The 26,359-nt window shown below is 65.8% G+C and carries 24 protein-coding genes and 1 tRNA gene; 18 read left to right on the forward strand and 7 right to left on the reverse strand.

Annotated elements, in window-relative coordinates; all coding sequences use genetic code 11:
* Positions 1-99: 99 nt before the first annotated feature.
* The 5 genes from WDM94_05565 to WDM94_05585 all read left to right on the forward strand — a co-directional run bounded on the left by WDM94_05565 (position 100) and on the right by WDM94_05585 (position 5,693).
* The gene (locus WDM94_05565; protein MEJ0012093.1) at positions 100-1,329 is read left to right on the forward strand and encodes a CoA transferase; all 1,230 of its coding nucleotides are present in this window, start codon (positions 100-102) and stop codon (positions 1,327-1,329) included.
* Positions 1,326-2,987 (forward strand): acyl-CoA dehydrogenase family protein, encoded by a 1,662-nt coding sequence (locus WDM94_05570; GenBank protein ID MEJ0012094.1) that lies wholly within the window; start codon positions 1,326-1,328, stop codon positions 2,985-2,987. Before WDM94_05565 ends, WDM94_05570 begins: the two co-directional genes overlap by 4 nt.
* A gap of 45 nt (positions 2,988-3,032) precedes the next feature.
* The gene (locus WDM94_05575; protein ID MEJ0012095.1) at positions 3,033-3,899 is read left to right on the forward strand and encodes a MaoC family dehydratase N-terminal domain-containing protein; all 867 of its coding nucleotides are present in this window, start codon (positions 3,033-3,035) and stop codon (positions 3,897-3,899) included.
* 37 nt (positions 3,900-3,936) lie between these two features.
* Positions 3,937-4,722 carry a CoA ester lyase gene (locus WDM94_05580; protein MEJ0012096.1) on the forward strand — a complete coding sequence of 262 codons (786 nt, stop codon included), beginning with the start codon at positions 3,937-3,939 and terminating at the stop codon, positions 4,720-4,722.
* 215 nt (positions 4,723-4,937) lie between these two features.
* Positions 4,938-5,693: an aldolase/citrate lyase family protein gene (locus tag WDM94_05585; protein ID MEJ0012097.1), complete on the forward strand. Its 756-nt coding sequence runs from the start codon at positions 4,938-4,940 to the stop codon at positions 5,691-5,693.
* On the opposite strand, the gene WDM94_05590 is transcribed toward WDM94_05585, so the two are convergent.
* Positions 5,690-7,192: an MFS transporter gene (locus WDM94_05590; protein ID MEJ0012098.1), complete on the reverse strand. Its 1,503-nt coding sequence runs from the start codon at positions 7,190-7,192 to the stop codon at positions 5,690-5,692. The two genes, WDM94_05585 and WDM94_05590, sit on opposite strands and share 4 nt — an antisense overlap.
* Positions 7,193-7,428: 236 nt before the next feature.
* Between WDM94_05590 and WDM94_05595 the strand changes: the two genes are divergently transcribed.
* From WDM94_05595 to WDM94_05640, 10 genes are all read left to right on the forward strand, one after another.
* On the forward strand, positions 7,429-8,031 hold the full coding sequence (locus tag WDM94_05595) for an HD domain-containing protein (GenBank protein MEJ0012099.1): 603 nt from the start codon (positions 7,429-7,431) through the stop codon (positions 8,029-8,031).
* 135 nt (positions 8,032-8,166) lie between these two features.
* On the forward strand, positions 8,167-9,195 hold the full coding sequence (locus WDM94_05600) for a phosphoglycerate dehydrogenase (protein MEJ0012100.1): 1,029 nt from the start codon (positions 8,167-8,169) through the stop codon (positions 9,193-9,195).
* A gap of 84 nt (positions 9,196-9,279) precedes the next feature.
* Complete coding sequence (locus WDM94_05605; GenBank protein MEJ0012101.1) at positions 9,280-10,134, forward strand: hypothetical protein; 855 nt, start codon at positions 9,280-9,282, stop codon at positions 10,132-10,134.
* On the forward strand, positions 10,131-10,970 hold the full coding sequence (locus WDM94_05610) for an MBL fold metallo-hydrolase (protein MEJ0012102.1): 840 nt from the start codon (positions 10,131-10,133) through the stop codon (positions 10,968-10,970). The genes WDM94_05605 and WDM94_05610 overlap by 4 nt, the downstream gene beginning before the upstream one ends.
* An 84-nt stretch (positions 10,971-11,054) precedes the next feature.
* A complete protein-coding gene (locus WDM94_05615) occupies positions 11,055-12,176 on the forward strand; it encodes an ABC transporter ATP-binding protein (protein MEJ0012103.1) in 1,122 nt (373 codons plus the stop codon).
* Between the two features lie 51 nt (positions 12,177-12,227).
* Positions 12,228-13,265, forward strand: coding sequence for an extracellular solute-binding protein (locus WDM94_05620; GenBank protein ID MEJ0012104.1), 1,038 nt, complete (start codon positions 12,228-12,230; stop codon positions 13,263-13,265).
* A gap of 5 nt (positions 13,266-13,270) precedes the next feature.
* A complete protein-coding gene (locus WDM94_05625; GenBank protein MEJ0012105.1) occupies positions 13,271-15,013 on the forward strand; it encodes an iron ABC transporter permease in 1,743 nt (580 codons plus the stop codon).
* Between the two features lie 77 nt (positions 15,014-15,090).
* Positions 15,091-15,960 carry a TauD/TfdA family dioxygenase gene (locus WDM94_05630; protein MEJ0012106.1) on the forward strand — a complete coding sequence of 290 codons (870 nt, stop codon included), beginning with the start codon at positions 15,091-15,093 and terminating at the stop codon, positions 15,958-15,960.
* Positions 15,961-16,050: 90 nt separating this feature from the next.
* Positions 16,051-16,905, forward strand: a complete 855-nt coding sequence (locus WDM94_05635; protein ID MEJ0012107.1) for an amidohydrolase family protein — start codon at positions 16,051-16,053, stop codon at positions 16,903-16,905.
* A 61-nt stretch (positions 16,906-16,966) separates the two neighbouring features.
* Positions 16,967-17,686, forward strand: a complete 720-nt coding sequence (locus tag WDM94_05640) for a GntR family transcriptional regulator (protein ID MEJ0012108.1) — start codon at positions 16,967-16,969, stop codon at positions 17,684-17,686.
* Between the two features lie 54 nt (positions 17,687-17,740).
* On the opposite strand, the gene WDM94_05645 is transcribed toward WDM94_05640, so the two are convergent.
* On the reverse strand, positions 17,741-18,706 hold the full coding sequence (locus WDM94_05645; protein MEJ0012109.1) for a LysR family transcriptional regulator: 966 nt from the start codon (positions 18,704-18,706) through the stop codon (positions 17,741-17,743).
* A gap of 139 nt (positions 18,707-18,845) precedes the next feature.
* On the opposite strand from WDM94_05645, the gene WDM94_05650 reads away from it, so the two are divergent.
* A complete protein-coding gene (locus WDM94_05650) occupies positions 18,846-19,493 on the forward strand; it encodes an RraA family protein (GenBank protein MEJ0012110.1) in 648 nt (215 codons plus the stop codon).
* Positions 19,494-19,573: 80 nt separating this feature from the next.
* On the opposite strand, the gene WDM94_05655 is transcribed toward WDM94_05650, so the two are convergent.
* Together WDM94_05655 and WDM94_05660 are read right to left on the reverse strand one after the other, a co-directional pair.
* Entirely contained in the window at positions 19,574-21,430 is a 1,857-nt protein-coding gene (locus tag WDM94_05655; protein ID MEJ0012111.1) for an aldehyde dehydrogenase family protein, read from the reverse strand.
* Between the two features lie 33 nt (positions 21,431-21,463).
* Positions 21,464-22,273 (reverse strand): TIM barrel protein, encoded by an 810-nt coding sequence (locus WDM94_05660; GenBank protein ID MEJ0012112.1) that lies wholly within the window; start codon positions 22,271-22,273, stop codon positions 21,464-21,466.
* A gap of 166 nt (positions 22,274-22,439) precedes the next feature.
* On the opposite strand from WDM94_05660, the gene WDM94_05665 reads away from it, so the two are divergent.
* Positions 22,440-22,515 (forward strand) — tRNA-His (locus tag WDM94_05665).
* Between the two features lie 73 nt (positions 22,516-22,588).
* On the opposite strand, the gene WDM94_05670 is transcribed toward WDM94_05665, so the two are convergent.
* Positions 22,589-23,899, reverse strand: a complete 1,311-nt coding sequence (locus WDM94_05670) for a GGDEF domain-containing protein (protein ID MEJ0012113.1) — start codon at positions 23,897-23,899, stop codon at positions 22,589-22,591.
* 135 nt (positions 23,900-24,034) lie between these two features.
* Positions 24,035-25,057 carry an LLM class flavin-dependent oxidoreductase gene (locus tag WDM94_05675; GenBank protein ID MEJ0012114.1) on the reverse strand — a complete coding sequence of 341 codons (1,023 nt, stop codon included), beginning with the start codon at positions 25,055-25,057 and terminating at the stop codon, positions 24,035-24,037.
* Positions 25,058-25,192: 135 nt separating this feature from the next.
* Between WDM94_05675 and WDM94_05680 the strand changes: the two genes are divergently transcribed.
* Complete coding sequence (locus WDM94_05680) at positions 25,193-25,543, forward strand: RidA family protein (protein MEJ0012115.1); 351 nt, start codon at positions 25,193-25,195, stop codon at positions 25,541-25,543.
* A gap of 9 nt (positions 25,544-25,552) precedes the next feature.
* Here WDM94_05680 and WDM94_05685 read toward each other — a convergent pair whose 3' ends face one another.
* Entirely contained in the window at positions 25,553-26,347 is a 795-nt protein-coding gene (locus tag WDM94_05685; GenBank protein ID MEJ0012116.1) for a TIM barrel protein, read from the reverse strand.
* Positions 26,348-26,359: the final 12 nt, after the last annotated feature.

Genomic DNA, 26,359 nt, shown 5'->3' on the forward strand with positions numbered 1-26,359 from the left:
CTAGTTGGATACATCGAATTTTGAAAGATATATTCACCACGTGAATATCGCGATACGCGGCGTGCGGAGATTTGGCCGCCGTCGTATCTTCAGGTGCGCATGTATCAGCTTCTTCGCAACCTGACGATTGTGGAAGGCGCGTCGTTCATCGCGGCGCCGTCGTGCGGCCTCTATTTCGCGCAGCTCGGCGCCGAGGTCATCCGGTTCGACATGATCGGAGGCGGCCCCGATTTCGGCCGCTGGCCGAAAGACGAGGCCGGACACAGCCTCTATTGGGAAGGCCTGAACAAGGGCAAGAAATCCGTCGCCATAGCGCTGGATCGCCCCGAGGGCCGCGAGCTCGCGGTGGCGCTCGCGACCGCGCCCGGCCCGGGGCGCGGCATCTTTTTGACCAACTTCCCGGCAACCGGCTTCCTTGCCTACGACCGGCTCGCCAAGCGTCGCGCGGATATGATCGTCCTGCGGGTCATGGGCCGCCCCGATGGCGAGGCCGCCGTCGACTACACCGTGAACGCGGCCGTGGGTGTTCCGTATATGACGGGCCCGGCGAACGCCGAGGGGCCGGTCAATCACGTCTTGCCGGCGTGGGATTTGACCACGGGGGCCTACGCCGCATTCGCGCTGCTGGCGGCCGAACGCCACCGCCAGTTCGGCGGCGGCGGCGAGGAGGTTCGCATCGCGCTGAGCGACGTCGCCATGGCAAGCCTCGGCAACATTGGCCAGGTCGCTGAAGTGAGCCTGTCGGCTCGCGACCGCCCGCGGTTCGGCAACGATCTCTTCGGCGCATTCGGTCGCGATTTCCTGACGCGCGATCGGGCGCGCATCATGCTCGTGGCGATCACCGCGCGGCAGTGGTCCGGGCTGGTCGAGGCGCTGAACATCGCGGCGGAAATAGCTGCCGCCGAGGCGGCGGCGGGCGTCTCCTTCGCGCGTGACGAGGGGCACCGCTTCGAGCATCGCGATCGCATCAATGCGATCGTTGAGAAGGCCGTCGCCGGTCGCGACTATGCGGACCTGATCGCCGATTTCCAGAAGCACGGCGCCTGCTGGGGACCGTATCGCACGGTGCGCGAAGCCCTCGCCGACGACCCCGATTTCTCGGAGCAAAATCCGGTTTTCGCGACGATCGACCACCCCAGCGGTCATCGCTATCTGACGCCCGGCGCCATGGCCTCGTTCACGGGTATGCCGCGTCAGGCGCCGGCAGCGGCGCCGCGGCTGGGCGAGCACACCGACGAGATCCTGGCGACGCATCTTGGCCTCTCCGCCCGGGAGATCGGCACGCTTCACGACCGGAAAATTGTCGCCGGCCCGGGAGAAAAACCATGACCGGCAATGCATCGGGCGAGGGCCTGCCGGAACAGCTTGCAGAAGCGGTAGAAGCGGCTGAGCGCTACTTGAACGCCGTGCGCGCGCACGTTGCGGCTCGCTTGATGGCGGATGGCCAGTTGGACTCCGCGCTCATGGAGCGCGAGCAGCGCCTTGCCCATGGCTTTGCCTGGATTGCCACGACCGTCGAAGCCCTGAAGCAGACTGCGGCGTGGGGGGCCCGGCTCCGCGAGCAAGGCCGGCTTGGCGCGGGCGAAGCGCTGGTGCTGCAGATCGGCTTTGGCGAATATCTCGCGCAACTCGTCGGCGGCATCGCGATGAGCCAGAACGAGATCGTGCGCCCGCTCGAGATCGGCACGGAGGATGCTGCCCGCCAGCTCGCCGGCAACCCCGCCGTCGCGGCGCTGCTGGCGAGCGGCAACTCGGCGCGCAATCGCGCGGCGCTCATCGCATATCTGGGCGAGGGGGGCGGCATCGACGAACGCGTCGACGACGACACGCTCGATCTGATCCGCGATCAGTTTCGCCGGTTCACCACCGAGCGGATCATTCCAGATGCCCATCAATGGCACCTGAAAAACGCGCTGATCCCCGACGAGGTCGTCAACGAGATGGCCGGGCTTGGCGTCTTCGGCCTCACCATCGATCCGCAGTTCGGCGGCCTCGGGCTCGGCAAGATCACGATGTGCGTCGTGACGGAAGAATTGAGCCGCGGCTGGATTGCCGCCGGTTCCCTGAGCACACGGTCCGAGATCGCTGCCGAGCTGATCGGCCTCGCCGGCACGGACAGCCAGAAGGCGACATGGCTCCCCGCCATTGCCAGCGGATCGGTCTTGCCGACCGCCGTCTTCACCGAGCCTGACGTCGGTTCCGACCTCGGCAGTCTCAGCACCCGGGCGACGCGCGAACCGGACGGCACCTGGCGCATTAATGGCAGCAAGACCTGGATCACGCACGCCAGTCGCAGCGACTTGATGGCGATACTTGCCCGCACCAATCCCTCCGTGAAGGGCCACGGCGGTCTCTCGATGTTTCTTGCGCCGAAGCCGCGCGGCACCGAGGCCGATCCTTTCCCGGCGAAGGGAATGGCGGGTAGCGAGATCGAGGTCCTCGGCTATCGCGGCATGCGCGAATACGTGCTGAGTTTCGACGGCTTCGAGGTGCCCGCTGATGGCCTGCTTGGCGGCGTCGAGGGCGATGGCTTCAAACAGTTGATGCAGACGTTTGAAAGCGCCCGCATTCAAACGGCAGCGCGTGCCGTGGGCGTTGCCTGGCGGGCCTTTGATCTCGGCCTCGAGTACGCGCGCAACCGCAAGCAGTTCCGGAAATCCATCGTCGAGTTTCCGCGCGTCTCCGACAAGCTCGCGTTGAGCCTTGCTGAAACCGTGATGGCGCGGGAGCTCACCTACGCGGCCGCCCGCGTCAAGGACAGCGGGCGGCGCTGCGACGTCGAGGCAGGCATGGCGAAGCTGCTTGCCGCGCGGGTCGCTTGGAGCAACGCCGATGCGAGCCTGCAAATTCACGGCGGCAACGGATACGCACTCGAATTTGAGATCAGTCGCGTTCTCTGCGACGCTCGCATCCTCAATATTTTCGAGGGTGCCGGCGAAATACAGGCCCACGTGATCGCTCGCGGCCTGCTATCCCAGCGCAACTAGCAGCGTGTCCGTAGTCGTCCCTGGCGACGTCTGGAGGAAGCGAAAGTGAACGACACGGCATCGACTTCCGCAGACGATTTCGCGCCGTGGATAGGTCGAACCGAGCAGGTGTCCGGGCGCGTCTCGGAACGACTGGTCCGCGAGTTTCACGCGACCTTCGCACCGCACCTGGCCGACCACGACGCCGGCGTTCTGCCGCTGCTGGCCCACTGGTGCCTCACTCCGGAAGCGGTCGAAGAAGCCGGATTGACGGCGGACGGACATCCGCAGCGCGGCGGCTTCCTGCCGCCGATCACGCTGCCGCGGCGCATGTGGGCCGGCGGCGAGGTCACGTTCCACGGCGACTTGCGGGTAGGCGACGAAGTCACGCGCACGTCGACGATCCGCAGCATCGTCCGCAAGGCCGGGCGTTCGGGAAACCTCTGGCTGATCGACGTATCCCATGGCACCGCCAACGCCGTCGGCCCGATGATTCAGGAAACGCAGACCATCGTCTATCGGGAGGCGGGCGCATCGACCGCATCGCCGAGCGTTCCGACCGTAGCCAAGGAATCGGCGGCGCGCGTCGAACAGGTGGGCACGTCCACCGTGCGGCTGTTCCGCTACTCCGCCATGACCTTCAACAGCCACCGGATCCACTACGACTTCCCCTATGCGCGGGAAGTCGAGAGCTATCCGGGTCTGGTCGTGCACGGGCCGCTGCAGGCGACGCTGCTGGCGCATCTGGCGGCGAAGCTGGCAGGTCAACGGCTGCGGACATTTCGCTATCGTGCCACCTCACCGCTCATCGCGGGCGACCCGGCGGAACTGCGGGCGGCTCGATCCGCGGCCGGGATCGACTGTTGCGTGTGCGACGCCGCGGGGAACATGACGATGGAAGCGCGGGCCACGTGGGATCGACACGATGAATGACGCAAGCATCGATCGGTCGGCGCTGGCCGAGGCGCGGGTGCCGCTGTTCGTGCCCGGCGACCAGCCGCAGCGTTTTGCCAAGGCGGCCGCAAGCGGCGCCGACGCCGTCATCCTCGACCTCGAGGACGCGGTGGCCGTTGGTAACAAGGACGCCGCACGGCAAGCCGTCTCCGCCCATGCGATCAGCGACGTCCCGGTCGTCGTCAGGATCAATGCGCCGGCGAGCGGCTTTCGCGGCGCGGATCTTCAGGCTCTCCGCCGGGCACGCGTCGCGGCATTGATGCTGGCGAAATGCGAAAGCGGCGAAGAAATCGACCAGGTCGATGCGTTGTTCGGCGGCATGGCCGTCATCCCGCTCATCGAAAGCGCCCGCGGCTTGCTTGCCTTGCCGCAGATCCTGGAGCGCGGCAGCGTTGCCCGGGTCGCTTTCGGCGCCTTCGACTTCGCCCTCGATATAGGATGTCGTCCCGTGTGGGACTCCCTGATCGTCGCTCGCGGAGAACTCGTGTGGCGATCCCGCGCCGCGGAAAAAGCGGGACCGTGGGACAGTCCGTCCGCCGAGTTCCGCGACCTGTCGGTTCTGAAGGAAGAAGCCGACCGGGCCGCATTTGCGGGCTTCAGCGGCAAGATGGCGATCCATCCGGCGCAGGTATCGGTGATCGAAGCCGCTTTTCGTCCCGATGCCGCCACGCTCGCGTGGGCGCGCGAGGTTGTCGCTGCCGCCGAGCAATCGAGCCTGGCGAAGGTCGCGGGCGCCATGATCGACGCTCCCATCATCGAGCGCGCCCGGCGCATCCTGCGAAACGAACGCCGTCGTTCCTAGAGAAAGCTGCGCGAGTCCGATCGACCGGCGCACGCGCCGTGCAGTTGCCTTCCGTCAGCTAGTCTGGTTTGGCACATCCTGTTATGTCGGCGGTGCATGGTCAGCCGGCCTTGCATCAGCGTTCGTCGGCGACGTAAGACGCCGCCGCCGACTTTGCCCCGATGATCTCTCCCAGTGAGGTGCCCGTGCTTCCCTTTCCGCCACGCAATGCCGCGATGGACCGTATCCGCGCCGGTGAACCTGCCCTCGGTCTCGTCGTGCGTTCGCAGCGCAGCGGCGAGGTGGCGATGATCGCCGCCAACAGCGGCCACGATTTCCTCTTCCTCGATCTGCAGCACGGCACCATGGGGTTCGACGATGCCGCCCGGATCGCCCATGTCGCCATCGGCGTCGGCGTGGCACCTCTGGTGCGCGTCGCGACCCGCGACGATGCCTCCGCGTCGCGCCATCTCGACGGCGGCGCGCTAGGCATCATCTTTCCCGACATCGACACCGCCGATCAGGCTCGCCACGCGATGGAGCTGTGCCGCTTCGCGCCGTTGGGCAAGCGCTCGGTCTCCTCGGGCTATCCCTCGCTCGGCTACAAGGCGGTCGATACGCCGACCGCCGTCGCCGCGCTCGAGGCGAGCATGCTCGTCGTCTGCATGATCGAGACCCGCGCCGGCCTCGCCAACGTCGATGCGATCGCCGCCGTCGAGGGCGTCGACGTCGTCCACATCGGCTGCAACGACATGCTGAACGACATGGGCAAATCGGGGCAGTACGGCGATCCGGAGATCGTTGCCGCCATCGACAAGCTGATCGCCGCCTGTGCCAAGCACAACAAGGTCGCCGGTGTCGGTGGCGAGCGCGATGCCGAGCGTCAACGCGAGTGGGTCGCGAAGGGCGTGCGCTTCATCACCACCGGCTCCGACATCGCCTACATGACGAGCGCCGCCTCGGCCCGCACCAAGGCGATCCGCGCCGCCTAGATCCGGCGGAGCGGGATCGACCAGACGAGCACTACGCCGATCGCGACAAAGGCGGCGTTGGTGAGGAAGGCGTTGCGGAACGCGCCCGCGATCTGTCCTTCGATCAGCGCATGCTGCGCCGCCGACAGGGTGTCGAGCACCCCCGGTCCCTGTTGCAGCATCAGCCCGAAATAGTGGGCGGCGTCGCCGCTCGTCGCCGCGAGCGTTCCGAAGAACACCGCGCCGACGAGTCCGGTGCCGAGCGCCGCGCCGAGCGTGCGCGCGATCTGCACCGACGCGCTTGCCGCCCCGATCATGCTTGGTCCGGCCGAGGTCTGCACGATGACCTGCGCCACGCTCATCACCGTGCCCATGAAGACGGCCGCGCAGCCGAGCAACAATGCGACCTGCGACGCCGCAAGGTAGGGCGCCAGCAGTCCGAGGGTCAGGACGAGGACGAACACGACGACCAGTCCGACCCCGGGGACCAGCGTTGTTCGTCCCGTGCGGCCGACCAGCCAGCCGGTCACCACCGAGCCGACACCGACGCCCGCCGTCATCGGCAAAAGCAGGAGGCCGATCTGCGAGGGCGTCCCGCCATGCACGACGCGATAGAAAATCGGCAGGAACGTCAGGAGCGAAACCAGGTTCGCCCAGTGGCAGATGACCAGCACGTCGGTCCGCCAGATGGAGGGCTGGCGCAGCAGGGCGAGCGGCAAGAGCGGATCGCGGACACGCCGTTCGTGAAAGACGAGCGCCGCCACCGTGGCGAGGCTGAGAACGAGGAGGCCGACGACCGGCAGCACCGTGTCCGATGAGAATCGCTGCAGCGTGCTCAGCATCGTCAGAGTCGAGATGATGAAGGCGGCGAAAAGGAACAGCCCCAGTGCATCGAATCGGAACGGCTGGTCGGTGCGCGCGCGCTTGGGCAGGCGCAGCGTCAGCGCCAAGGCGAGAAGCCCGATCGGAAGGTTGACGATGAAGATCGAGCGCCAGCCGAAATGCTCCGTCAGGAAGCCGCCGGCGACGGGGCCGAAGGTGCTCGACGAAACGGCGATCGCCGCGAGGAAGCCCTGATAGCGCGCGCGGTCGCGCGGCGGCACGGTATCGCCGATCAGCGCGTGCGACAGCGTCATCAGTCCACCGCCGCCAAGTCCCTGCAGGACGCGCCCGGCGGTGAGCATGATCATGCTGGTCGAAAGCGCGCACACGATCGAGGCGCCGATGAAAATCGCGAGCGCCAGGATCATCAACGGCTTCCTGCCGATGACGTCGCCGACGCGGCCGTAAACCGGCGCAAGCACGGTCGCCGTGACGAGATAGGAGACGACGATCCACGAGACGCGGTCGGGCTGGCCGAGTTCGCCGGCTATGGCCGGCAGCGCCGCGGAGACGATCGTCTGATCGACGATCGCCAGGAACATCGGCAGCATTATCGAGGGAAACAGCGCCAGAAAAAGCTTGAGGCTTGACGCCTGCGGCGTGTCGGCCGGGCGCTGTTCGGGGGATCTTTCGAGCATGTTCATGTCACTTCGCTGTCACGTGGTATACATCCACGAACAGCGCCTCCCTAGCCATCTCGGCTATGCCATAAACCGTTGTGAATCAGCGGAAAAAGCGCCGTCACACGCGTTTTTTTCTTTTGGCGTTGACCGATTAGAACTTTTGTATACAGTGACGAACGTATACACCGGTATCCGGCTGTACCCAAGAAAAAACGGCGACTGGCGTCGCTTGCGTGGGAGGGGAATTCCAAGTGTCACAGGTCATTACGCCGACGTCGGCGGAAGTTGATTCGATCCGCGGTGAGCTTCCTGAAATCGATCTGATTTCGTCCGCAGATATGCGCGACAAGGTCATAGCGCTATGGGTGAGCTTCGTTCGCGAAAGCAGCTATAAGCGCGTTGGCGATTGTATCGCCCTGCCGGGCATGCCGAAGTACGACCTCGCCGGTCACACCCGTCAGGTCACGGTCAATTCGATCCACCTCGCCAACACGACGCGCGATTTCTGGAAGATCGACTGCGATCGCGACGCTCTCATCGCCGCCGCCCTCTGCCACGACGCATCCAAGATGGTCGAGCGCGAGGGGCCGAACGGCTCCAAGACCGAACTCGGCAAGGCCCTGCTGCATGCCCAGCTCGCCGGTGTCCGTTGCCTCGAATACGGGCTGCCCGCCAAGGTGGCGCACATGGTGACGCTGCATCCGTTCACGCCGCCGCATATTCACGTCAAGCCGCAGTACCTCGAGTTCGTCATTCTGACGTGGGCGGACCTGGCGGCGGTCGACACGCTGTTCTTCGTCGAGGGCAAGGCGACGCACCTCGAGTTCCAGAAGCGCTTCTTCCAGCTCGACTAGTCGAGGCGCTGAAGGGGACGCCGCGGGCCGGGAGAGGCCGGCGGCGTGGAAGTTGGCAGACGCCGACGGGCCAGAAGAGCCCGCGGCGGGGGAGGGGGCCGGCACAGAGCCGGTCCATCAGGGAGGAAGTGCAAGATGCCGGAAGGCCGCGTCGTCTACGCCGTCAATTGGCTGGATAGTGTTCCCGAGCAGGCCGCTCTTTCGATGGAGCGTGTGCGCCGTGCCGGATTCGAAGCCTATGTCCATCCCACGCCGCGTAACTTGAACGAAGCCGAAGTCATCGGCATCCTCCCGAATACCGTGGGCGTCATCGCCGGCAGCCACCGCTTCACGGCCAAGGCGCTCGGCACCACCAACAAGCTCCGCGCCATCTCGCGCCACGGCGCCGGCTTCGAAAGCATCGATCTCGACTACTGCACCGAGCACGGCATCGTCGTCACCAATGCCTTCGGCGTGAATGCCGGCGCGGTCGCCGAGTTTACGCTGGCTCTCATCCTCGCCGTCGTGCGCGACATCCCCGGCGCGGCCGACGTCCTGCGGAGCGGCAACTGGGCCGACCGGGGCAACGCCAGCCCCGGCACGACGCTCGGCCGCACGCTGGGCATCATCGGCTTCGGCGCTATCGGCCAGGCCCTTGCCGGACAGGCGAGGGGCCTCGGCATGAAGATCATCTACACCGACATCCGCCGCATTCCGGAGGCCGAAGCCGCCTACAACGCGACCTTCGTCACCCGCGAAGAGCTGCTCAAGCAGGCGGACGTCGTGTCGTTGCACGTCGCGCTCAATCCCAATACGCACCACATGATCGACGAGGCGCAGTTCCGCCTCATGAAGCGCACCGCCGTTCTGGTGAACACCTCGCGCGGCGGCGTGGTCAACGAAGACGCCCTGTATCGCGCCATACGCGACGGCGTCATCGCCGGTGGCGCCCTCGACGTCTATGAAAGCGAGCCGCCGGCAACGGACAGTCCGCTGTTCACCCTCAAGCGCGGTTTCATCGGCACGCCGCACGTCGCCGGCGTGAGCAGCGACGCCAAGGTCGCGATGCTCGACGCGGCGACCACCAATCTGCTCGATGTGCTTCAGGGACGTCGGCCGCCGAAGGTGACGAACCCCGCCGTTTATGAGCGCCATCCCGAGCTTGGCGCCGGATCTCGGGCATGACCGCTCTTGTCCTGCGAAATCTAGCTAAGGCCGCGTCGACCGCAGTCTGTCCTGCAACCTGACGAGAATAGTGGAGGTACGATGATGAGGCGGCCGTTCGACAAGCCGGTGGAGCTGATCCCCAGGCGCCTCTACGCTATTGGAGGCATGGTCCCGCTCGACGGCAAGGTGTCGTGGGTGCCGGCGGCCGCGCGCGGCTTCCAGCCGATGAATTCCTATCTGCTCCTCGAGGACAGGTACGCGCTGCTCATCGACACTGGTCTGCCCTATCACGAGGCCCAGGTCCTCGATCAGCTCGGCCAGGTCCTTCCGCAGGGCTACGATCTGTCGATTTACCTGACGCGCTACGAAATGGATTGCGTCGGCAACGTCGGGCCGATCGCCATGAAGTTCGGCATCTCGCATCTCTACACCGGCGGCGTCTTCAACCCGTTCGACGGCTTCGACCAGATCAGCTCCATTGGTGAGGATCGCGGCGCGGTCGAGGACCGTGTCTCGCGCGTCAAGGCGGGGAACGTCCTCGAAATCGGCAAGAACGGGCGCACGCTTGAGGTCATCACCGCGCCCTTCAAGATGCTCACGGCCTATTGGGGCTACGACGCCGCGACCGAGACGATGTTCACCTCCGACATGTTCGGTCAGCACATCTGGCCGGAGGAGGCCTACCATCCGGTTGCCACCGAGGCCGACGACAAGTCGACCGCTGAATCGGTCGCCGACGCGGTGCGTGCCCGCTACTGGTGGCTCGACCACATCAATCCGGCGGTGCTGCTCGAGCGCTTCGAGGCGCTGGTGGCCCAGTACAAGATTTCGCGGATCGCTCCGACCCACGGCTCCGTCGTCTCTGGTCCGGTGCTCGTTCAGCGCCACATACAGTTCATCCGTCAGTTGCTGACGCCGACCGTCAGCCAGGAAAGCAAGAGGAGGGTTTCGGCATGAGCCTGAAACTCAGCGTTACCGACAATTATCCGATCAAGCGCGAAATCGCTCCCGGCATTCATTGGCTGGGCGGTTGCGGCGAGCGCCTGGAGCCGAGCGGCGAGATCCTGCACAGCTCCGCCTCGACGTTCCTGCTCATGGGCGACGAGAAGACGCTCCTCGTCGACACCGGCGCTCCGATCCACTACCCGCTGATCCGCCAGGGCATGGACGAGATCCTCGCCGGCCGCCAGCTTGACTATGTCGTGCCGTCGCATCCCGAGCTGCCGCACTCCGGCAACATGCCGAAGCTGTTCGACAAGTATCCGAAGCTGCGCGCCATCGGCGATGACCGCGACTACCGCCTCTTCTATCCGCAGTACGCCGACCGCTTCGATTTCTGGCCGCAGCACAAGCCGCTTCCGCTGGGCGGCGGCATGGAGTTCACGGTGCTCGAGGCTCCGATCAAGGATCTGGTCAGCACGACCTGGGGCTACGAGGGGCGCGAGCAGGTGATGTTCGTCTCCGACGCCTTCGGGTATCTGCATCGCGCCGCCCCGGACGACGAGAATCCGCTGCACAAGCCGGGTGAATGCCGACTGCTGACCACCGAGCTGCCCAAGCTGCCCGAGGTCTATCAGGCCGCGTTCCTCACCCGCAGCGCGCTCGCCTGGACCGGCTTCATGGACGCCAACGTGTTTCTGAATACCGTCCGCAAGATGATCGAGCGCTACCCGTCGAAGTTGATTGCGCCGACCCACGGTAACGTGATCGATAATCTCGACGAGATCATGCCGATCATGCGTGCGGCATACACCAGCGCGTACGAAACCGAACGCGCTCGCAGCAAAGCTTAGATGATGAAACCAAGACTTGAAGAGCAGGGAAGGTGAGATATGGATGCAATGCTGCAACCAAGACCCGCAGGGGCCGGGTTGAGCATGGCCGCTAGCGAACCCGCGGATGCGTCCATTGCGATCGACATACGCAACCTCGGCAAGCGCTTCGAGGGCGTAGTCGCCGTCGACGGTGTGTCGTTCCAGGTCGCGGCCAACTCGATCGTCAGCATTCTGGGACCGAGCGGCTGCGGCAAGTCGACGACGCTGCGCATGATCGCCGGCCTCGAGCGTGCCGACGAGGGCGAGATCTGGCTGAACGACCACCTGGTCAGTTCGGCCAAGCCGTCGATGTCGTTGCCGCCCGAGCGGCGCGAGATCGGCTTCGTCTTCCAGTCGTACGCGCTGTGGCCGCACCTTTCGGTGTTCGAGCACGTCGCCTACCCGCTGAAGGCGCGCAAGGTAAAGGACGGCATTCCGGACCGCGTCGCCGCGGCCCTCAAGCTTGTCGGCCTTGCCGGTCTCGACAAGCGCTATCCGTCGGAACTCTCGGGCGGTCAGCAGCAGCGCGTCGCGCTGGCGCGCGCCCTGGCGGCTCGGCCGCGCATCCTTCTGCTCGACGAGCCGTTCAGCAACCTCGATGCGGAGCTCCGTTTGCGTCTCCGCGCCGACCTGCAGGAACTGCAGAACGAGCTGAAGCTGGCGATCGTCTGCGTCACGCACGACAAGAACGATGCTCTGTCGCTGTCGACTCAGATTGTCGTCATGGAGGCCGGCAAGCTCGTCGAGATGGGCTCGCCGCGCGAGCTCTACGAGCGGCCGCAGAACGTGCAGACGGCCTCGCTGATGCGCGGCGGCAACCTCTTCAAGGGCGCCGTCAAGTCGGTCGAGGATGGCATGTTCGTGATCAGCGTCGGCGATACCTCGACGGTGCTGAAGGTGCCGACGTCGCTTGCCGGTCCGGACACCCGCCCGGGCGACAAGGTCTGGCTGTCGGTCAAGTCGGAAGAGATTCGCATCAGCGACGCATCGGAGGCCCAGGCCTCCGGCAAGGTCGTGTCGATCTCCTATCTCGGGCACTACACCGAGGTGGTGGTGGCTGCGGAGTTCGGCCGGGTGAGGCTCAGGGCGAACAGTTACCTGCCGGTCCAGATCGGCCAGGTGGTGAACTTCAAACTAGAGACGATGGCAGTTTCGCTGATCCCGATGTCGGGTTCCGCGAGCTAGCCGGTCCAATGGGAGGAATACAGAATGCATAACATCTCGCGACGCAAATTCTTGCAGGGCACAGGAGGCGCGCTTGCCGCCACCGGGTTGCTCGGTACCGGCCTGCTCGGCAAGAGCTCGACGGCCGCCTTCGCGGCGGACGCCACTCTCGCCGACATCGAGGCAGCCGCGAAGGCTGAAACTCAGGTCGTGATGTACAGCACCGGCGGTGGCTGGCTGACCCCGTCGATCAACGAGTTCCAGAAGCGCTACCCCTGGGCGACGGTGTCGTCGTTCACCGGTTCGCCCGGCCAGACGCAGGCCAAGGCGCTCGCCGAAATCGCCGGCGGCGCTCCGACCGCTGACGTTGTCCAGCTCGGCGGCGGCGGCCGCATCGGCTACCTCAACGCCGATGCCTTCGCTCCGGTCAACATCCCGAACCAGGCGGCTCTGCCTGCGTATTTCCAGGATCCGATCTTCCACGGCCAGTACCAGGTCATTCAGGTCCTTTGCTACAACACCAACCTGATCGACAGCACGCCGAAGGATCTCTTCGATCTCGCCGATCCGAAGTTCAACGGCAAGATCGCGTTCGACCGGCCGCAGAACCTCGGCGCCTCGGCGACCTTCCTCGCCGGCCGTCGCGCTCTGTTCGGCGAAGACAAGTGGCGCAAGTGGCTGGCCGGTCTGCAGGCCAACAACCCGCTGCTCACCGCTGACGCGGGCTCGGCCTACGAGGCCGCCAAGGTCGGCGAGCGTGCCATCGCCGTGAACGCCTACTCCGACGTCGCGGCGCAGCCGCCGGATGTGCCGGTCAAGGCTGGCTTCTACGACAACCTCACCGTCTATCCGTACTGGCTGGGCGTCACCCGCGCGGCGAAGTCGCCGAACCTTGCGGTGCTGCTCATCAACTTCCTCCAGTCGATGGACGGTCAGCGGATCATGGCTGAGTCCGGCCGCTCGCCGGTTCTCAACTCGCCGGATCTGCCGCTGTCGGTCGCCTCGGTGGTCCCGCCGGGCAACAGCTTGCTCGATACCAAGCAGCTCGAGGACTACTGGGCTCACGCCGACGAATACCTCAAGGTCTTCAACGAATATTGGCCAGCGTAGATATCATGAACGAAACGTCGAAGGCGGCCACTCTGATTGCCGGGGGTGGCCGCCTGGCAGTGGGAATCTTCCTGGCCGTGGCGGTTGCCGCGGTCTTGCTGCCCATTCTGGTGACCCTGCAGCTTGCTTTCTGGTCATCGTCCCTGGGCAGGGGCGGATTCTTCACGCTGTCGAATTTCCTGTTCCTGTTCACCAACAAGTCGATGTTGCCGTTGCTGTGGACGACCGCCGTCTTCACGGTCAGCGTCGCCGCCGGCGGCACCGCGCTGGGTGGCTTCATGGCGTGGGTCACGACCTCGACCAACGTCCCGATGCCGCGGTTCGCCTATCTCATACCGTTGATACCGCTGCTTCTGCCGCCGTTCATGAAGGACTTCGCCTGGATCATCCTTTATCGGCCGAACACCGGCCTGGTGAACGTCGGGCTTAGAGGCTTCTTCGGTCTCGAAAACTCGCCCTTCAACATTCACAGCCTGACCGGCATGACTCTGGTCGCGATCTTCGGCATGGCGCCGATCGCCTACGTCGTGCTCGCCTCGCCGCTTTCATCGCTGAACCACACGCTGGTGGAAGCCTCGCGGGTCGCCGGCGCCAGCGCCTGGCTGACTCTGCGTCGCGTCACCATTCCGGTGCTTACCCCGGCCGTGCTTTCTGCCGCGGCCCTTCTCGGCATCATGATCGCCAGCGCCTTCGAGACTCCGGTGCTGATCGGCCAGCCGGGCGGCGTGCGCACCTACATCTCGGTCATCTTCGCCGCCCTCAACTCGACTGCGGTGCCCGACTACAATCTGGCCGCGGCAGAGTGCACCGCGTATCTCGTCTTCACGCTGGCGGTGCTTTGGCTCTACCTCCATCTCACCCGCGTCGAGCGCAAGTACGCGGTCGTCTCCGGCCAGTCGATCACCGCCCGCGTTCGCTTCGGCACCTGGGGCCGCTGGTCGCTGTTCGCCTTCTTGCTGGTCTACCTGCTGTTTGCCGCCATCCAGCTTGTCGCCGCGACGCTGTTCGTCTCTTTCGTCTCGTTCTTCAGCGTCACCAAGAACACGCTCGTCTTCATCTTCTCGACGGTGAACTACACGGACGCCATGCAGTCCGGCCAGGTCGGCCGGGCCATATGGAACAGCCTGTGGGTCGGTCTCATCGTGTCGACGCTGGTGGTGGTCGCGGCGACCCTGCTGAGTTTCGTGTCGATCCGTGCCCGCTTCCGCGGACGCCGTGTGCTGGAGGCGATCGCCACGTTCCCGATCGCCGTCCCGCCGCTGGTCTTCTCGGTGGCGATCCTGCTGAGCCTGCTCTCGTTGCCGGGCGCGCGCGCCTTCTACAACACGGTGACGCCGCTGCTCATCGCCGACGCGGTCGTGTTCCTGCCGTTCGCCACGCGCGTGCTTGTCGGTGCGATCATCCAGGTACACACCTCGATGGAGGAAGCTTCGCGCATCGCCGGCGCCAGCGCGGGACGCACGTTCCGGCTGATTCTGGTGCCGCTGCTTACACCGGCACTCATCGGCAGCTTCGCGCTGGTCTTCGCCTTCAGCTTCCGCGAGCTCGGCGCCATCGCGCTCCTGGTTCCGCCGGGAACGCCGCTGCTGCCTACTGAAATCTTCCAGTTCTGGGAGATCGGCCAATACGGACCGGTCGCCGTGCTCAACATTCTTTCGGTGTTCGTGCTCGCCGTCGCTCTGCTCATCGTCTACGGCCCGGTCAACAGGTTCTCGCGCGGAGCGAGACCCGTCCGGATGCACGGATAGTTGGGAGAAACGTAGCCGCCGCCAGCACACTGGACAAAAGCGCCCACTTTGGGCGGACAAAAGAGGGAGTGAAGCAAATGCAGATTCGCCAGATACCCAATGCCTTCGCAGGCGAGATCACCGATGTCGACCTGCGCACCATCGACGACAAGACCTTCAAGGAGATCGAAACCGCCATCTACAAGTACGGCGTTGTCGTTATCCGCGACCAGAAGCTCGACAACGATACGCAGGCCGACTTCGCCCGCCGCTTTGGCGACCTCGACGAGTCGGTGCGCATGCTCCGCAAGGACAACAAGCATCGCATCAAGTCGAGCGTCATCATCGACGTCTCCAACCTCGACGAGAACAACAACACCCGCCAGAAGGACGACCGCCGTCGTCTGGAGATGATCTCCAACATGGTGTGGCACTCCGACCGCTCGTTCCGGGCGGAACGCGGTGCGCTTTCCATGCTGTTTGCCTACGCCGTGACGCCGACTGGCGGCGAGACCGAGTTCGCCGACCTGCGCGGCGCCTACGACGCGCTGCCCCAGGACATGAAGGACAAGATCGACAACCTGCGCGCCGAGCACATCTACGCGCACTCGCGCTCGCAGATGGGCTTCCCGGAGGTCACCGAGGACGAGACCAAGGCGCTGCCGCCGGTCCAGCATCCCCTGGTCACCAGGCACGTCTCGGGCCGCAAGTCGCTCTATCTCGGCGCCCACGCCTCCCACATCGTCGACTGGTTCGTGCCGGATGGCCGTCTCCTGCTGCACGACCTGACGGCTCACGCCACCCAGCGCCAGTTCATCTACAGCCACAAGTGGCGTGTCGGCGATCTCGTCATCTGGGACAACCGCGTTACCCTTCACCGCGGCCGGCCGTATGACGAATCGTTCCCGCGGGATCTGCGTCGCGTCACGACCAAGGACGTGCCGGCTCAGGCCCAGCGGGTCGCGTAGGCGCCCGAAGCGTCTACTACAAGCCCGTGTCGAACGGGTCGCGCTCCTCCTCGCGACCCGCTCGTCCGGGCGGCCGATCCGGAGGCTGGTGTGCTGATCGTCGACGCCCAGGTTCACATTTGGGCCGCCAACACGCCTGATCGGCCTTGGCCGCCGGGCGTCAAGGCACATCGCCCGACCCCCTTCGATGTCGACGAGTTGCGTCGCGAGATGGACGCCGCCGGCGTCCGTCGCGCCATCCTGGTGCCGCCTTTCCTCGAAGGCGACCGCAACGACCTCGCCCTGTCCGCCGCGACCGCGGAGCCGGATCGTTTTGCCGTCATGGGCCGCTTTCCGGTCACCAGCAGCAAGGCTCGGCGCGGCGAGTTGAAGACCTGGCTGCAGCAGCCGGGCATGCTCGGCATTCGCCTGACGTTCCTGCGCGAAAGCGAGCGCGCCCTCATCCACGATGACGCCATCGACTGGCTGTGGGAGGCCGCCGAGGAGGCCGCGATCCCCGTGATGGTCTACGCGCCCTTCGGCGTGAAGGAGCTGGATGCCATTGCCGGGCGCCATCCAAGGCTCCGCATGATTATAGATCATCTCGCTTTTTCAAGGCCGGCACGCGACGCCGGGAAGCTCTTCGACCACGTCCCCGACGTCCTCGCGATGGCCAAGCGGCCGAATGTCGCCGTCAAGGCCTCGGCGCTGCCCGCCTATTCTCTGGAAGGCTACCCCTTCCGCGACATGCACCCCACCCTCCAGCGCGCCTTTGATGTTTTCGGCCCGCGCCGCATGTTCTGGGGAAGCGACGTTACGCAGCTTCCGTGCACGTATTCCCAGGCGATTTCGATGTTTACCGAGGAGTTGCCGTGGCTGCGCGGCGAAGACCTCGACTGGGTGATGGGACGTGGTATTCAGGCTTGGCTCGGTTGGCCCTTGCCAGCCGTCTCCAACTCCCGATAGGTGCGCTGCCATGGACTTTCCGGTAGAACCTCCAACGTCGAAACCAAATCGGGTCCTTTTGATGCGCCTGCGCCCGTCCTCCACACGGAAGAAATCGGCCAAGGAGCCGCGGCGGGAGATAGTCGTCCACGACCTGTCGACCGAGGCGTACATCGAATTGAAGCAGGCCATTCGCAACGGCATGATTCCCTCGGGCACGCGCATTACCGAGACCGAACTCAGCTCGCAGCTCAACATGTCGCGGACGCCGATTCGCGAAGCGATCCACCGGCTCGAGTCCGAGGGACTGCTGACCCATCAGCCGCGAAAAGGCATCGCGGTGACCCAGCCTGACCACCAGATGATCCTCGAGCTGTACATCATGCTGGAGACGCTGGAGGGCACGGCCGCCGGGCTTGCGGCGCAATATGCATCGGGTGTGGAGATCGAGACGCTGGCCGAGTTCGTCAGCGAGGAGCCGCAGTACTTCGACGACCAGAAGGCGCTGTCGCGGCAGAACCAGAAGATTCACGCGCTCATCTTCCTGGCCGCGCGCAATCGCTATCTCCTGCACAGCTACGAGCATACCGCCGCGAATTTCTCCCTGCTGCCGGTGTTGCCGCCCGACGTTGCCCGCGCCACCAGCCAGCACGAGGGCCACGTGCAGATCCTGGCGGCCATCCGCAACCGTGATTCGGTCGAGGCGGAGCGGCAGGCGCGCGAACACATCCGCCAGTCGCGCAAGCGCCGCCTGGGCAACATCATGCAGACGGAAAATCTCGGGCGCTGGTTCCCGCGCTAGACGCCGGAGCGGAAGCGCGGCAGGCCGCGCCGTCCTGTCGGGCGACGGATGCCTTCAGCCGTGCCGTGCCTGATACGTCTCGCCGGCGGCGGGCAGTTCCCCGACCAGCCGCCCGTCGGCGATGGCGGAGCGCACCTCGCTTTTCAGCGTGTTCGCCAGTTGCGTCATGGCCAGCGTCAGCGGCCGGTGGCCGGCGTAGGCGATCATGTACTGGTTGGTGACGCGCGGCTCGACGATGCGGCGCACGACCAGCCGCGAATCGTTGAGTTCGTTGATCACCGCCCCATGCGGCAGCACCGTCGTGCCGACGTCGTTCTGCACCAGTTCCTTGGCGGCATTCAGCGCATCTATCTCGACGAAGACGTCGAGCTTGAGCCGCCGCTCGCTCGCCGCCGCTTCGAGTTCGCGGCGCAGCCCGTGGTGGCGGCCGGGCAGGATCAAGCGCTTCTCCGCCACCTTGGCGAACGGGATCGAGGTGTCCTTCCGTTCGGCCGGCGGCACGCTCTTGCGGTTGGCGACATGAAAAAGATCGACCTGCATCAACGGGTCCATGTGGAGGTGCGGCGAGCGCCGCGCGCTGTTGATCACGGCCATGTCGAGCCGCCCGTTGACCAGCCACTCGTTGACGTACCCGCTGAAGCCGTCGACGAGATGCAGCGTCGCGTTCGGGAAGCGCTCGAGAAACGTCATCACCAGCCGTGCACCGAATACGGCGCTGATCGAGGGTGGCATGCCGCAGCTCACCGGGCCGACCGGCGACAGGGCGAGCGAGCTGATCTCGATCTTTGCCTGCTGCAGGTCGCGCATCAGCGGCTCGATGATCTGACGGAAGCGCTCGCCCTCCTCGGTGATCGTGATGCCGCGGCCGTTGCGGTAGAAAAGTGCGACGCCGAGCTCCTTCTCGAGCAGTCGCAGGTGGCGGCTGAGAGCCGGCTGGGCGATGCCGAGAATGCTCGACGCTTTCGACAGGCTGGTGGTGTCGGCGATCGCCAGAAAATGCTGAAGTTGACGAAGTTCCATCCCTGATTCCGGTTGTGCGAGCTAAGGTTTAATGACTATGGCAAATCCGGCATAGCTGCCAGATTGGCACTGGCGATATTCGCGTTTCGCCCCGGCTGCATATGATCGCCGTCTCGACAGAACGAACCGAGAGACACCCGTGATCGACGCAGAGTTCCTGGGCCAGTGCGGCGCCATCGCGGTAAGCAACTGGTCCGACGTTCTCGATACCCTCGCCGTCAAAGGCGTGATGAGCGGCATCCCGCGCCGCGCCGGGCAGGGCTCGTTCGTCGGCCGCGCCGTTACCGTCCGGCACACCGTCGGCCCGCTCGGCGCATACGCCAAGGAAGACTTCGCCGTCGCCCGCATGTTCGACGGGCTGAAGCCGGGCGACGTGCTCGTCGTCGACATGGGTGGCGCCGAAATCTCGACCATGGGCGGCAACGCCGCCACCGTGGCAAAGCGCAACGGCGCCGCCGCGGTGATCATCGACGGCGGTTGCCGCGACATCGACGAGATAGCCGCCACCGGCCTGTGGGTCGGCAGCCGTCATCTCACGCCGCTTACCGGCAGGACGCGCGTCCGCATCGAGTCGATAGGCGAGCCGGTAGTGGTCGGCGGCGTCAATGTGCATGCCGGTGACATCGTCCTCGGCGACGACACCGGCATTCTCGTCATGCGTCCCGATCTCGCCCTGCGCGCGCTCGCGCATGCGCGGCAGATGTCCGAGATCGATATGAAGCTCGATCAGGCACTGAAGTCCGGCCTCTCGTTTGCCGAGGCGGCGAAGCGGGCGAGCTTCCTGTAGCGCGGCGGCGTCGCGACCGGATTTTTCCACCGGCGCCGCCACAGGACCGCCCACGACCCGGCCTCGCGTCAGCGAAATCTTCAGGCCCGCTTGCCGGTGCCTGTCCCGACGATCGCGGCCTTGTGTTCGTCGTCGACCGCGCGCGTCTCGCCGGTGGCGATGTTGGTGCGGGTCGCATCGACCGATCCATAGATCCACAGAATTTTCATCGGCTCGCTGGCCGAGCGATTGATGAAGCGATGCGGCAGGTTGGCGGGGATGAACGTCGTGTCGAGCGCCTTGAGCTCGTGCTGCACGCCGTCGATCTCGGCGATCGCGTTGCCCTCGAGCAGCACGACGCTTTCGTCGCAATTGTGCTTATGCAGCGCAATCGCAGCGTTCGGCTCGAAGATGGTGATACCGTTGATGAAGCCGGTTGCGCCGACGCTGCGGGTGACGAGCGGCACGGTCCTGGCGCCGCCGCCGCGCTCGCGCGCCGGAATCTTCTCGGGCGACAGGATCGCCGCCTGGAGCTTGGCCACCGCGGCGGCCGTCGACGGCTTGTTGTCCTGCCTGGTTGCAGCGGCGACCGCCGGCCCGATCCAGATCGTCTTGATGTTGACGAACTCCCGGATGCCGTAGACGCCGAGCTCGCGCCCGTAGCCGGACTTCTTGATCCCGCCGAAGGGCAGGCGTGCATCGGAAGCCACCAGCCCGTTGATGAACACCGCGCCGGCTTCGATCCGGCGCGCGAGGCCGCGGGCGCGCGCGATGTCGCGTGTCCACAAGGCGGCGCCCAGCCCGAACTCGGTCTGGTTCGCCAGGCGGATCGCTTCATCTACGCTGGCGACGCGAATGACCGCCGCTACCGGCCCAAAGGTCTCCTCCGAGAAGGCCGCCATCTCGGGGGTGACGTTGTCGAGCACGGTCGGCGCATAGTAGTAGCCCGGCCCGGCCAACGGCTCGCCACCGATGCGCAGCGTGGCGCCCGCGGCGACGCTGCGCTCGACCTGGCGATGCAGGTCGTCGCGCAGGTCGCGCCGCGCCATGGGTCCGATGTCGGTATCGCGCTTCGTCGGGTCGCCCACCTTCAGCTTTGCGACGTTGGCGACGAAGGCCGCCACGAATTGGTCGGCCACCTGCGCCTCGACGATGAAGCGCTTGGCGTTGACGCAGCTTTGTCCGCCGTTGGTATAGCGCGCCTTGACCGCGACCGCCGCCGCTTCCGTGATGTCCGCATCGGCAAGCACGATGAACGGGTCGGAGCCGCCGAGTTCCAGCACCTGCTTCTTCAGCGCCTTCGCCGCTTCGGCGGCGACGATGCTGCCGACGCTGGTCGAGCCGGTGAGAGAGACGGCGGCAATGCGCGCGTCGGCGATCAACGGCGCCACGGCCTTTGCCTCGATCAGCAGCGTGCCCGCAAGCCCCGCCGGCACGCCCGCCTTCTGCATGATTTCGCCGATCGCAAGCGCGCATTGCGGCACGTTGCCGGCGTGTTTCAGGATGATGCCGTTCCCCGCCGCCAGCGCCGGCGCGGCAAAGCGGAAGTACTGCCAGAAGGGAAAGTTCCACGGCATGATGCCGAGGATGACACCGAGCGGATCGAACACGACGCCGCTTTCCGTGGCGCTCGACGGATAGTTTTCGGCGGCGAGGAAGCCCGGGGCCGCGTCGCTATAATAGTCGAGCGTCCACGCGCATTTCTCGACCTCGCCCTCGGCCTCGACGATCGGCTTGCCCATCTCCGCGGTGATGAGGCCGGCATAGCGGCTCTTGCCGGCGCGAAGCTCGGCGGCGATCTGGCGCAGCAGCCCGGCCCGCTTTTCGACCGGCACCTCGCGCCAGGAAGCCTGCGCCGATACCGCGGCGTCCAGCGCGGCATCGACCTCGGCGGGCGTGGCGAAATCGAAGCGGGCGGTCTCTATGCCGGTGGTGGGATTGATCGAAATCTGGGGCATGCTGGTCTCTCGCGAAGGGAGGCGGTGACTTCTCTATTGATCTTGGCCGAGCTGCTTCTGCCAGCTCGGCATCCAGCCGAGACCGGCCTCGGTTCCCGCCGTGGGAATATATTCGAAGCCGATCGCGCCGCTGTAGTCCTGGGCGATCAGTGTGGCGAGAAACGGCACGAACTGCAGCGTGCCGGTCCCGGGCTCGTGGCGGCCGGGATGGTCGGCGATATGGACGTGGCCGATACGCGCCACATTGGCGCTGGCGAAGTCGGCAGGATCTTCGCCGTTGCAGGATGCGTGGAACGTATCGAGAAGAACAAATATTTCCGAGGGAGCCACCGCGTCGGCGGCCTTCAGCACGTCGCTGAGCGTTGCGATGTGATAGCCCGGCACCGCGGCGCCGCTGATCGCTTCGACCAGCACCGAGCAGTCCCGGCCGCGGCAGGCTTCAACCGCGAAGGCGAGGTTGGCGAGGTACGTCGCGCTGACCGTCGCCGCATCGGCGTCCTTCGGCGCGACGCCGGCCATCGGGTGCACGTACGGCGCGCCGACTGTCTCGGCGTAGTCGATCGAGCGCAGGAAAGACTCGCGGAACTCGGCTTCTCGGCCGGGCAGGGCGGCGATGCCCTTTTCGCCCTTGGCGGCGTCGCCGTTGCCGGCAGCGAGTTGCGCGAACGTCAGGCCTTCGCCCTTGATGATCGCCGCCATCTCAACCGCCGGAACCGCGAAAGGCTGCGGATGCTCAACCGCATCGAAGCCGGCACGCCGCGCCGCCGCCGGGCGCTCCTTCAGCGCGATGTCGTTGAACAGATAGCCGATATGGGCCGACAGACGCCGCGCTCGTCCAGTCATGATGATGGCTTGAAAGGCAAGGAAATAGCGGATTTCATCGCGCTGATATACACTGCGAAGACATCAGTATACACGATCGCCCGAGAGGTCCAGCCACGCCGGCGCGACCGTCTTCTTGGGCTTGAACGCCGCGCGCGATCCGCCTAGTTTCCGCCCGCCAAGCAGTGCAGCTGTAGCTCAGTTGGTAGAGCGGCGGATTGTGGATCCGTAGGTCGTTGGTTCAAGCCCAACCAGCTGTACCAGTCTTCCCCGTGCGAACATCTCTTCCGCCGCTACGAGGCTAGCCGCGCTAAGGCGTCCGGCGCGCGTATCTGTTCAATAGACCAGCGCCGCGGCAGGGAGGAGCCCGGGAGCGACGTGCTCGGCGCGGGATTTTTCCTTGCGGGCGTACATGCGCTGGTCGGCGACAGCCTGCAGGCGCGTCTGGGTATTGCCGTCGTCGGGATAGAGCGCAGCGCCGATGCTGGCGCTGGCAGTCAGCCGAAATCCGTCGGGCAGAACGATCGGCATCTCGAGTGATCTGCGAAGGCTTTCGACGATGATTTCGACTTCGACGCGGCTGCCGACTTCTTCCAGGATGATCGTGAATTCGTCGCCGCCGGTGCGTGCGATGGTGTCGACACGGCGCAGCACCGAGCGGAACCGTGCGCTGACGGAACGCAGCAGTTCGTCGCCCGCCCCGTGGCCCAGCGTATCGTTGACGATCTTGAACCGATTGAGGTCGATGACCAGGAATCCGAAACCCACTCCGGTCCGGATCGAGCGATCGACCGCCTGGCTGAAGCGGTCCGCATAGAGGCGCCGGTTGGGGAGCCCGGTGAGCTCGTCGTGCGTGGCAAGATGCGTCGCGCTCGCCACCTTCTCTTCCAGCAGCAGCAGGATCATGCTCGCCGCCGCCAGGAATTTCGGCAGGTTCCACACTTGCGACTGGATATTCTGCAGGACGTCGGGCGCGTAGAGCATCAGCAGGGAATAGACCGGGAAAACCAATCCCCAGAGCACGAACGCGAGCGCAGTGAAGGCCGCGCCCATGGTCACGGTGCGCGCCTTCCTTATGAAGAAATACGCCGCCGCCAGATAGGTCCAGCACATCAGCCACTGGCTGGCCATGGTGACGCCGTAGACGCCGAGGGCAGCCGCCTGCGTCGCATAGACGAGCAGCATGAGCCCGATCGCGATCCAGAATCCGCCGGTGCGCTCGCGGGCGACGCCGCTCACGAGCCACACCCCGCTTGCGGCGCAAAGACCGATCAGCGCGTAGAGGGCCGTAGGTTGCTGATCGCCGGGGCTCACATCGCCATAGGCCGTGCTGGCGACCGCAAATATCAAGTTTAGCAATCCGAACAGGCCGACGCGCCACGGGAGCTGCGACAGGCGCCCGCCGACGCCCTCTCCGTAGGCGGCCAGAATAAAGATCTGCCCGGCGACGGTGAGGGTGCCGCGCGCCACCACGTCGAATGGGTACTCGGCGGGCAGCAGCATGAAGATGCCGGCATGTACGAGGATGAGGATCCAGCCAGCCAGCCAGAAACGCAATTGTGCGTCCCGCTTCTGTCTGATCAGGACGCACGCGATACCGACCAGGATCGCATAGGAAATGAACTCAGGCAGGCCGTAGAAGTTCATCCGCGCCTCCCAAGGCAGCGGTGCGAAACCGGATGCGGTATCGCAACCAATGGCAGCCAGAAGCGAACCTACAACCGATCCGGTTAACGAGTTGTATCGACTTGTAGCCGGCCGGCCGGCTTGGGTTTCGTGGCCCTATCGCCAGCCAAGCGCCGGCGCGACGTGCTTCAGGATCGACTCGATGACGTGCGCATTGTACGCCACGCCGAGCTGGTTCGGCACGGTGAGCAGCAGCGTATCGGCCGCCGCGATCGCCGTGTCCTCGCGAAGTTCCTCGATCAGCTTGTCGGGTTCGGCAGCGTAGGAGCGGCCGAAGACCGCCTGCTTGCCGGGCTCAATGTAGCCGAACTGGTCCTCGCTCTTGCCCTCGCCGCCGAAGTACGCGCGGTCGCGCTCATCAACGAGGGCGAAGATCGATCGGCTGACCGAGACGCGCGGCGTGCGCTTGTGGCCGGCCTCGGCGAAGGCCTGGCGATAGGCAGCGATCTGCTCGGCCTGCTGCACGTGAAACGGCTTGGTCGACTCCGCCATGACGAGCGTGGAGCTCTGCAGGTTCGTGCCGAGCTTGCCGGCCCATTGCGCGGTCTGAGTGGTCGCCGCGCCCCACCAGATGCGGTCGCGCAGGCCCTCCGAGTACGGCTCGAGGCGCAGCAGCCCGGGCGGGTTGGCGAACATCGGCCGCGGATTGGGCTGCGCGAATCCCTGGCCGCGCAGCACGTCGAGGAAAACTTCCGCGTGCTTGCGCGCCATGTCGGCGTCGGTCTGCCCCTCGGCCGGCGCGTAGCCGAAGTAGCGCCATCCGTCGATCACCTGCTCGGGCGACCCGCGGCTGATGCCGAGCTGCAGCCGCCCGCCGGCGATCAGGTCGGCGGCGCCGGCGTCCTCGGCCATGTAGAGCGGGTTCTCGTAGCGCATGTCGATCACCGCGGTGCCGATCTCGATGCGCTTGGTCTTGGCCCCGGCCGCCGCGAGCAGCGGGAAGGGCGAGCCGAGCTGCCGCGCGAAATGGTGGACGCGGAAATACGCGCCATCGGCGCCGATTTCCTCCGCCGCGACCGCGAGGTCGATGGATTGCAGCAGCGCGTCCGCCGCGGTCCGCGTCTCTGACTGGCGCGAGGGCGACCAGTGCCCGAACGAGAGAAACCCGATCTTCTTCATGCGCCACATGTGGCAGTGCGGCCCGCATTTCACAACGGCTGTTTTGCATGGCTCCTGCGACGCCGCGGAATGTGTTGCGGCAAGCGGCCGCTACCGCTACGAGCGGCAGCATCGCAAAATGACGGAGAGAAAAAGGTGACCACCCAGCGTTTCGAGACCGGCCCGCGCATGAGTCAGGCCGTCGTGCACGGCGACACTGTTTATCTTGCCGGCCAGGTCGCCGACGATCCCGTCCCCTCGGTCGGCGAGCAGACGCGACAGATACTGGCGCGGATCGATCGGCTGCTGGCGGCGGCCGGCTCCGACAAGTCGAAGCTGCTGTCGGCGACCATCTACCTCGCCGACATATCAACGTTCGGCGAGATGAACGCGCTCTGGGACGCCTGGGTGTCGCCCGGCAACACGCCCGCCCGCGCCACCGTGCAGGCGCTCCTCGCGGCGCCGAAATATCTTGTCGAGATCGCGGTGATCGCGGCCAAAGCCTAGCCCGCGAGGTCACACGCCGAGCGTCGTCCGCCAGCCGAGCCCGGCGTCGGTCGCCGCCCGCGGCTCATATTCCGCCCCGACCCAGCCGCGGTAGCCGCTCGCCGCGATGGTGCGGAAGAGGGCGCCGTAATCGAGCGTCCCCTCGTCGGGTTCCGCGCGCGAAGGCACCGCCGCGATCTGCACGTGCCCGATCTGCGGCAGATATCGCGCAAACTCCGCCGCCGCGTCCCGCCCGTCGCGCCCGACGTGATACGCGTCGAACATCAGCTTCACGTTCGCTGCGCCGGTCGCCGCACGTACCGCATCGGCCTCGGCCGTCGTCAGCAGCAGATAGTCCGGCCGCTCCTGCCGGTTCATCGCCTCGAGCAGCAGGGTGACGCCGTCCGGAGCGATGCGCGATGCGCGCTCGAGGTTGCGCACGAACGTCGCCGTCGCCGCCGCACGTTCCGCGGCAGGCACCATGCCCGCCAGCACGTGGATCGCGCTCGCCCCGACCGCATCGGCATACGTCGCCGCCGTCTCGAACAGCCGCAGAAAATCGGCCTCGCGGCCGGGGAGCGCGCCGACGCCGAACTCGCCCGCGCGATCGCCGTACGGCATGTTGATGCCGATGACCGCAACGTCCGCCGCCGCGCACGCCGCCTTCAGCGCCGACGCCGGCGTCGCATAGGGCAGGTGAAACTCGACGCCGCGAAATCCCGCGCGCCCCGCCGCCGCGATGCGGTCGAGCAGCGTGAGATCGCTCCACAGGAACCCGAGGTTTGCCGAAAGCCTGATCGCGCTGAGGGAGGAATTCGCCGCCATCCTGCGCGCATG

The organism is Bauldia sp. (assembly GCA_037200845.1).
Classification (GTDB): Bacteria; Pseudomonadota; Alphaproteobacteria; order Rhizobiales; family Kaistiaceae; genus DASZQY01.

Coding starts and splice junctions, on each gene's coding strand:
- WDM94_05675 (MEJ0012114.1), bottom strand. CDS start 25,057: ATGAAGAAGATCGGGTTTCTCTCGTTCGGGCACTGGTCGCCCTCGCGC.
- WDM94_05630 (MEJ0012106.1), top strand. CDS start 15,091: ATGCAGATTCGCCAGATACCCAATGCCTTCGCAGGCGAGATCACCGAT.
- WDM94_05685 (MEJ0012116.1), bottom strand. CDS start 26,347: ATGGCGGCGAATTCCTCCCTCAGCGCGATCAGGCTTTCGGCAAACCTC.
- WDM94_05660 (MEJ0012112.1), bottom strand. CDS start 22,273: ATGACTGGACGAGCGCGGCGTCTGTCGGCCCATATCGGCTATCTGTTC.
- WDM94_05615 (MEJ0012103.1), top strand. CDS start 11,055: ATGGCCGCTAGCGAACCCGCGGATGCGTCCATTGCGATCGACATACGC.
- WDM94_05590 (MEJ0012098.1), bottom strand. CDS start 7,192: ATGCTCGAAAGATCCCCCGAACAGCGCCCGGCCGACACGCCGCAGGCG.
- WDM94_05670 (MEJ0012113.1), bottom strand. CDS start 23,899: ATGAACTTCTACGGCCTGCCTGAGTTCATTTCCTATGCGATCCTGGTC.
- WDM94_05600 (MEJ0012100.1), top strand. CDS start 8,167: ATGCCGGAAGGCCGCGTCGTCTACGCCGTCAATTGGCTGGATAGTGTT.
- WDM94_05570 (MEJ0012094.1), top strand. CDS start 1,326: ATGACCGGCAATGCATCGGGCGAGGGCCTGCCGGAACAGCTTGCAGAA.
- WDM94_05605 (MEJ0012101.1), top strand. CDS start 9,280: ATGAGGCGGCCGTTCGACAAGCCGGTGGAGCTGATCCCCAGGCGCCTC.
- WDM94_05610 (MEJ0012102.1), top strand. CDS start 10,131: ATGAGCCTGAAACTCAGCGTTACCGACAATTATCCGATCAAGCGCGAA.
- WDM94_05640 (MEJ0012108.1), top strand. CDS start 16,967: ATGCGCCTGCGCCCGTCCTCCACACGGAAGAAATCGGCCAAGGAGCCG.
- WDM94_05585 (MEJ0012097.1), top strand. CDS start 4,938: ATGGACCGTATCCGCGCCGGTGAACCTGCCCTCGGTCTCGTCGTGCGT.
- WDM94_05565 (MEJ0012093.1), top strand. CDS start 100: ATGTATCAGCTTCTTCGCAACCTGACGATTGTGGAAGGCGCGTCGTTC.
- WDM94_05645 (MEJ0012109.1), bottom strand. CDS start 18,706: ATGGAACTTCGTCAACTTCAGCATTTTCTGGCGATCGCCGACACCACC.
- WDM94_05655 (MEJ0012111.1), bottom strand. CDS start 21,430: ATGCCCCAGATTTCGATCAATCCCACCACCGGCATAGAGACCGCCCGC.
- WDM94_05625 (MEJ0012105.1), top strand. CDS start 13,271: ATGAACGAAACGTCGAAGGCGGCCACTCTGATTGCCGGGGGTGGCCGC.